The organism is Actinosynnema sp. NPDC059797 (assembly GCF_042732085.1).
GTDB lineage: Bacteria > Actinomycetota > Actinomycetes > Mycobacteriales > Pseudonocardiaceae > Actinosynnema.
This window is the reverse complement of sequence record NZ_JBHWIE010000043.1, coordinates 36,030-41,144: the sequence shown is the minus strand read 5'-3', so window position 1 is coordinate 41,144 and position 5,115 is coordinate 36,030. Positions and strand designations below refer to the sequence as shown.

General features: G+C 71.7%; 3 protein-coding genes and 1 pseudogene. 2 read left to right on the top strand and 2 right to left on the bottom strand.

Annotated elements, in window-relative coordinates; genetic code table 11:
- A partial coding sequence (gene uvrA, locus ACFV4N_RS14355) for an excinuclease ABC subunit UvrA (RefSeq protein WP_499672964.1) occupies positions 1–2,144 on the bottom strand: 2,144 nt, incomplete at its 3' end.
- A gap of 234 nt (positions 2,145–2,378) precedes the next feature.
- Here uvrA and ACFV4N_RS14350 point away from each other — a divergent pair.
- Complete coding sequence (locus tag ACFV4N_RS14350; protein WP_499672963.1) at positions 2,379–3,170, top strand: maleylpyruvate isomerase family mycothiol-dependent enzyme; 792 nt, start codon at positions 2,379–2,381, stop codon at positions 3,168–3,170.
- Between the two features lie 89 nt (positions 3,171–3,259).
- On the opposite strand, the pseudogene ACFV4N_RS14345 reads toward ACFV4N_RS14350, so the two are convergent.
- Positions 3,260–4,174: pseudogene (locus ACFV4N_RS14345) on the bottom strand (acyltransferase family protein); the annotation flags it as partial.
- Between the two features lie 147 nt (positions 4,175–4,321).
- On the opposite strand from ACFV4N_RS14345, the gene ACFV4N_RS14340 reads away from it, so the two are divergent.
- Entirely contained in the window at positions 4,322–4,999 is a 678-nt protein-coding gene (locus ACFV4N_RS14340) for an MBL fold metallo-hydrolase (protein ID WP_499672962.1), read from the top strand.
- Positions 5,000–5,115 lie beyond the last annotated feature (116 nt).

Sequence of the window (5,115 nt, the reverse complement as noted above, 5' to 3'; positions counted from 1 at the left end):
GTGTAGGTGGCCGGGTTGGACCGCGGCGTGCGGCCGATCGGCGACTGGTCGACCTGCACCAGCTTGTCGACGTGCTCCAGGCCCTTGACCCTGGTGTGCCGGCCGGGCACCTGGCGCGCGCCGTTCAGCTTGTTCGCCAGCACCGTGGCGAGGATGTCGTTGACCAGCGTCGACTTGCCCGAGCCCGACACGCCCGTGACCGACACCAGGCAGCCGAGCGGGAACGACACGTCGATGCCGCGCAGGTTGTGCTCGCGCGCGCCGACCACGGTCAGCTGCCGCTTGCGGTCCACCGGGCGGCGGGCCGCGGGCATCGGGATCTCCTCGCGCCCGGACAGGTAGGCGCCGGTGATCGACTTCTTGTTCTTCAGCAGCGCCTCGTACGTGCCGCTGTGCACGACGTTGCCGCCGTGCTCGCCCGCGCCGGGGCCGATGTCGACCACCCAGTCGGAGGTGCGGATCGTGTCCTCGTCGTGCTCGACCACGATCAGCGTGTTGCCCAGGTCCCGCAGGCGGGTCAGGGTCTCGATCAGCCGGTGGTTGTCGCGCTGGTGCAGGCCGATCGACGGCTCGTCCAGCACGTACAGCACGCCGACCAGGCCGGAGCCGATCTGCGTGGCCAGCCGGATGCGCTGCGCCTCGCCGCCGGACAGGGTGCCCGAGGCGCGGTCCAGCGACAGGTAGTTCAGGCCGACGTCGAGCAGGAAGCGCAGGCGGGCCTGGATCTCCTTGAGCACCGCGCCCGCGATCATCGCCTCGCGCCTGGCCAGCTTCAGGCCCTCGAGGAAGTCCGAGCACTCGGCCACCGACATGGCGCAGACCTCGGCGATCGACCTGTCGCCCTTGGTCTTGTGGTGCAGCGTGACGGCGAGGATCTCCGGCTTGAGGCGCGTGCCCTGGCACACCGGGCACGGCACCTCGCGCATGTAGCCCTCGTACTTCTCGCGCATGTACTCGGACTCGGTCTGCTCCTGGCGGCGCTCCAGGAACGGGATGACGCCCTCGTAGTTCGCGTAGTACGAGCGCTCGCGGCCGTAGCGGTTCTTGTAGCGGACGTTCACCTGCTCGTCGATGCCGTGCAGGATCGCCTTCTGCGCCTTGGCCGGGAGCTGCCGCCACGGCGTGTCCATGCGGAAGCCGATGGTCAGGCCCAGCGACTCCAGCAGGCGGGTGAAGTACTCGGCGGTCTGCCCGGACGCCCACGGCGCGATCGCGCCCTCGGCCAGCGACAGCTCGTCGTCCGGCACGACCAGCTCCGGGTCGACCTCCTTGCGCACGCCGATGCCGGTGCACGCCGGGCACGCGCCGTAGGGCGAGTTGAAGGAGAACGACCGGGGCTCCAGGTCCTCGATCGCCAGCGCGTGGCCGTTCGGGCAGGCCAGGTTCTCGGAGAAGCCGCGCACCCGGCCGGGGTCGTTCTCCGGCACGTCCACGAACTCCAGCTCGACCAGGCCGTCGGCCAGGCGCAGCGCGGTCTCCACCGAGTCGGTCAGGCGCTGCTTGGCGCTCGCCTTCACGGCCAGGCGGTCGATGACCACCGCGATGTGGTGCTTCTCCTGCTTCTTGAGCTTGGGCACCTCGCCCAGCGCGTACACCGCGCCGTCGACCTTGGCGCGCGAGTAGCCCTGCGACTGGAGGTTGGCGAACAGGTCGACGTACTCGCCCTTGCGGCCCCGGATGACCGGCGCCAGGACCTGGAACTTGGTGCCCTGCTCCATGGCGAGCACCTGGTCCACGATCTGCTGGGGCGTCTGCTTGCTGATCGCCTCGCCGCAGGTGGGGCAGTGCGGCTTGCCGGCGCGGGCGTAGAGGAGGCGCAGGTAGTCGTAGACCTCGGTGATGGTGCCCACGGTCGAGCGCGGGTTGCGGCTGGTCGACTTCTGGTCGATGGAGACCGCGGGCGAGAGGCCCTCGATGAAGTCGACGTCCGGTTTGTCCATCTGCCCGAGGAACTGCCGGGCGTAGGCCGACAGCGATTCGACGTAACGCCGCTGGCCCTCGGCGAAGATGGTGTCGAAGGCGAGGCTGGACTTGCCGGAGCCGGACAGCCCGGTGAACACGATGAGGCTGTCCCTCGGCAGGTCGAGGTCCACCCCTCGGAGGTTGTGCTCGCGTGCCCCGCGAACGACGAGCCGGTCGGACACAACGGTTCCCTTCGATTTTTGACCTTCCCCCGAACAGGCGTTCGAAGCAGCGTAGCGGACCACCGGGCCGGGTCTGTCGGGGAGGGCGCGCACCATGCTAGGCGCGGGCACCGACAATCGAGGTGGTGGAGAGTTCCCGCGATCGTGCCGCCAACGGGTCTACCGAGGGGTAGTCAACGCCCCTACGCTGGGGCGATAGGCCGTTCGGCCGCATAGACGCGGGATGAGGTGCCCATGAGCTTCACTGATGCCGCACAGGCCCGATCCGCCCAGACGAGCGTACCCGCGCCGCGCGAGCACCCCGCCGCGGCGCAGGACGCGGCCGCCGGGCTCGCCGAGGTGGCGCGGGCCACCGAGGCGCTGTACGGGGTGGTGGCCGGGCTCGACCAGCTCGACCTGCGCGGACCCAGCCTGCTGCCCGGGTGGAGCCGCGGTCACGTGGTGACGCACCTGGCGCGCAACGCCGACGCCCTGGTCAACCTCCTGACCTGGGCGAAGACCGGGGTCGAGCACCCCATGTACCTGAGCCGGGCCGACCGGGACGCCGACATCGAGGAGGGCTCCGGGCGGCTGCCGCAGCTGCTGCGGGCCGACCTGGACGCGGCGTGCGAGCGGTTCGCCGCCTACGCCCGCGACCTGCCGCCCACGGCGTGGTCGGCCGAGGTCGACCACCCGCGCCTGGGGCTGTTCCGGGCGCACCGGGTGCCGTGGCTGCGGCTCCGCGAGGTGTGGGTCCACCTGGTCGACCTCGACCGCGGGGCGGGGTTCGACGACCTGCCGGCCGACCTGGTCGAGGGCTTCCTGGAGGACACCGTCGCCGCCTACGCGGACCGGCCCGACGTGCCGGCGGTCCGCGTCTCGGCCGAGCTGCCGGACGGCCGTCAGCGGAGCTGGGCGCTCAACGCGGTGGACGAGGAGTCGCCGCTGGTCAGCGGCGCCGCGGCCGACGTGCTGGGCTGGCTGACCGGCCGCCACAGCGGCGCGCGGCTGAACGGGACCGCGCCGACGCTGCCCAGGTGGCTCTGAGCGGTGAGCAGCAGGCCGACCACGGCCGGGCGGCGGTTCGCGGTGAGGGCGCGGTAGGCGGGGCGCTCCACGAACTTCGTCAGCAGCCACCCCAGCGCCACGGCCGAGCCGGTGAACGCCGCCAACTCGACCAGGGGACCGGGCGCGAACGAGGCGACGCGCACCATGACGAAGTAGCCGATCTCCTGGTGCACGAGGTAGACGCCGTAGGAGATGCCCGCGAGCCACTTGATGGGCCTGCGCAGCGCGCGGACGAGGGCCACGTCCCAGTCGGGGCCGCCCGCGGCGGCGCACACGCCGATCAGGACCACGCCCAGGCCGATGGTCGAGCGCAGGTCCTCGGTGTGCACGGCCTGGGCCAGCAGGGCGGCGGTGAGCAGGGCGAACAGGTGGTGGTCGCCGAGCCGTGAGCGGGACCACAGCCAGATGGCGATGCCGATGGCGAACAGCTGGGCGCGGTGCGCGCCGAGGCCGTTGTAGAGGGTGTTGAGCAGGCCGGGTTCGGCGGCCGCCTGCTCGCGCAGCGCGACGGGGACGACGACGAGCGCCCACAGCAGCGCCTTGAGCGCCCGGCCCCGCAGCCGGGAGGCCAGCAGCGCGCCCGCCACGAAGCCCGTGACCTGCACCGGGAGGGTCCAGTAGGAGTAGTCGATCAGGTTCACGCCGGGGAACCAGTTCTGGAGCATCAGCGCGTTGAGCACCAGGTCGCGCGGCCCGGCGTGGCTCCAGCCCGGCGGCGCGACCCACCGGACCACGGCGTAGGTGAAGGTCGCGGCGACGAGGTAGGCCGGGAACAGGCGGGCGAGGCGGTTGCGCAGGAAGCGGGCGGGTTCGCCCTTGGCCAGGCCCGCGCAGGCGAAGAAGGCGGAGATGACCACCAGCGCGCTCGCGCCGAACTCCAGCGAGAAGGCGAACACGGGGGCGCTGATCTCGGGGTGCGCGGCCGGTCCCGCGTGGGTGGCGTGCTGGAGGACCACGCAGAGGACGGCCAGGACGCGCAGCACGTCCCAGTTGATCCGGCGTTTGGTAGGCACGAGGTGGAGAACCCTATTCGAACGACATCTGTGGAGCGGCGGGGATCGTTAACGAGCCTAAGGGGTCCACCTGTGCGGATCCTGAAGGGCGTGCCGGGTCGGCTACCGTCGGCCGCTGTGGACGTACTAGAGGACTACACCGGGCACGTGTCACCGGGCGGCCCGGCGACCCGACGCACCCTCGACGCGCTGACCATCACGAAGGTCTCGGTGGGACCGATGGACAACAACGCGTACCTGCTGGTGTGCCGCGCGACCAACGAGGGCCTCCTCATCGACGCGGCCGCCGACCCGGAGCGCCTGTCCGACCTGGTCGGGCACACGTCGGAGCGGCCGAGGCTCAAGACCGTGGTGACCACGCACCAGCACGCGGACCACTGGGGCGCGCTGGGCGCGGTGGCCGGCGCGAACGGCTCGAACACGGTGGCGCACGAGCTGGACGCGGGCGTGCTGCCGGTGCCGCCGGACGTGCTGGTCGAGCACGGTGACGTGGTGAAGGTCGGCGAGGTGCCGCTGGAGGTGATCCACCTGCGCGGTCACACGCCGGGGTCGATCGCGCTGGTATACCGGGACCCGGGCGGCCACCCGCACCTGTTCACGGGTGATTCGCTGTTCCCGGGCGGGGTGGGGAAGACCACGTCGCCCTCGGACTTCGCGTCGCTGATCGACGACGTGACGTCGCGGGTGTTCGACGTGCTGCCGGATGAGACGTGGTTCTACCCCGGGCACGGGGACGATTCCACCCTGGGGAGTGAGAGGCCTCACCTGGACGAGTGGCGTTCGCGGGGCTGGTGATCGGCTCCTGCGCACCGCTGCCGGGGGGGGGCGGGGGGCGGGGCGCCCCCCCCCGAGAGCCGGGCGCCACAAAACACCCCCCCCCACCCCGACACCCCCCGCCCCCCACACACAAA

Excerpts from the sequence above, each read along its gene's own strand:
- ACFV4N_RS14350 (WP_499672963.1), top strand. The coding sequence starts at position 2,379 with ATGAGCTTCACTGATGCCGCACAGGCCCGATCCGCCCAGACGAGCGTA.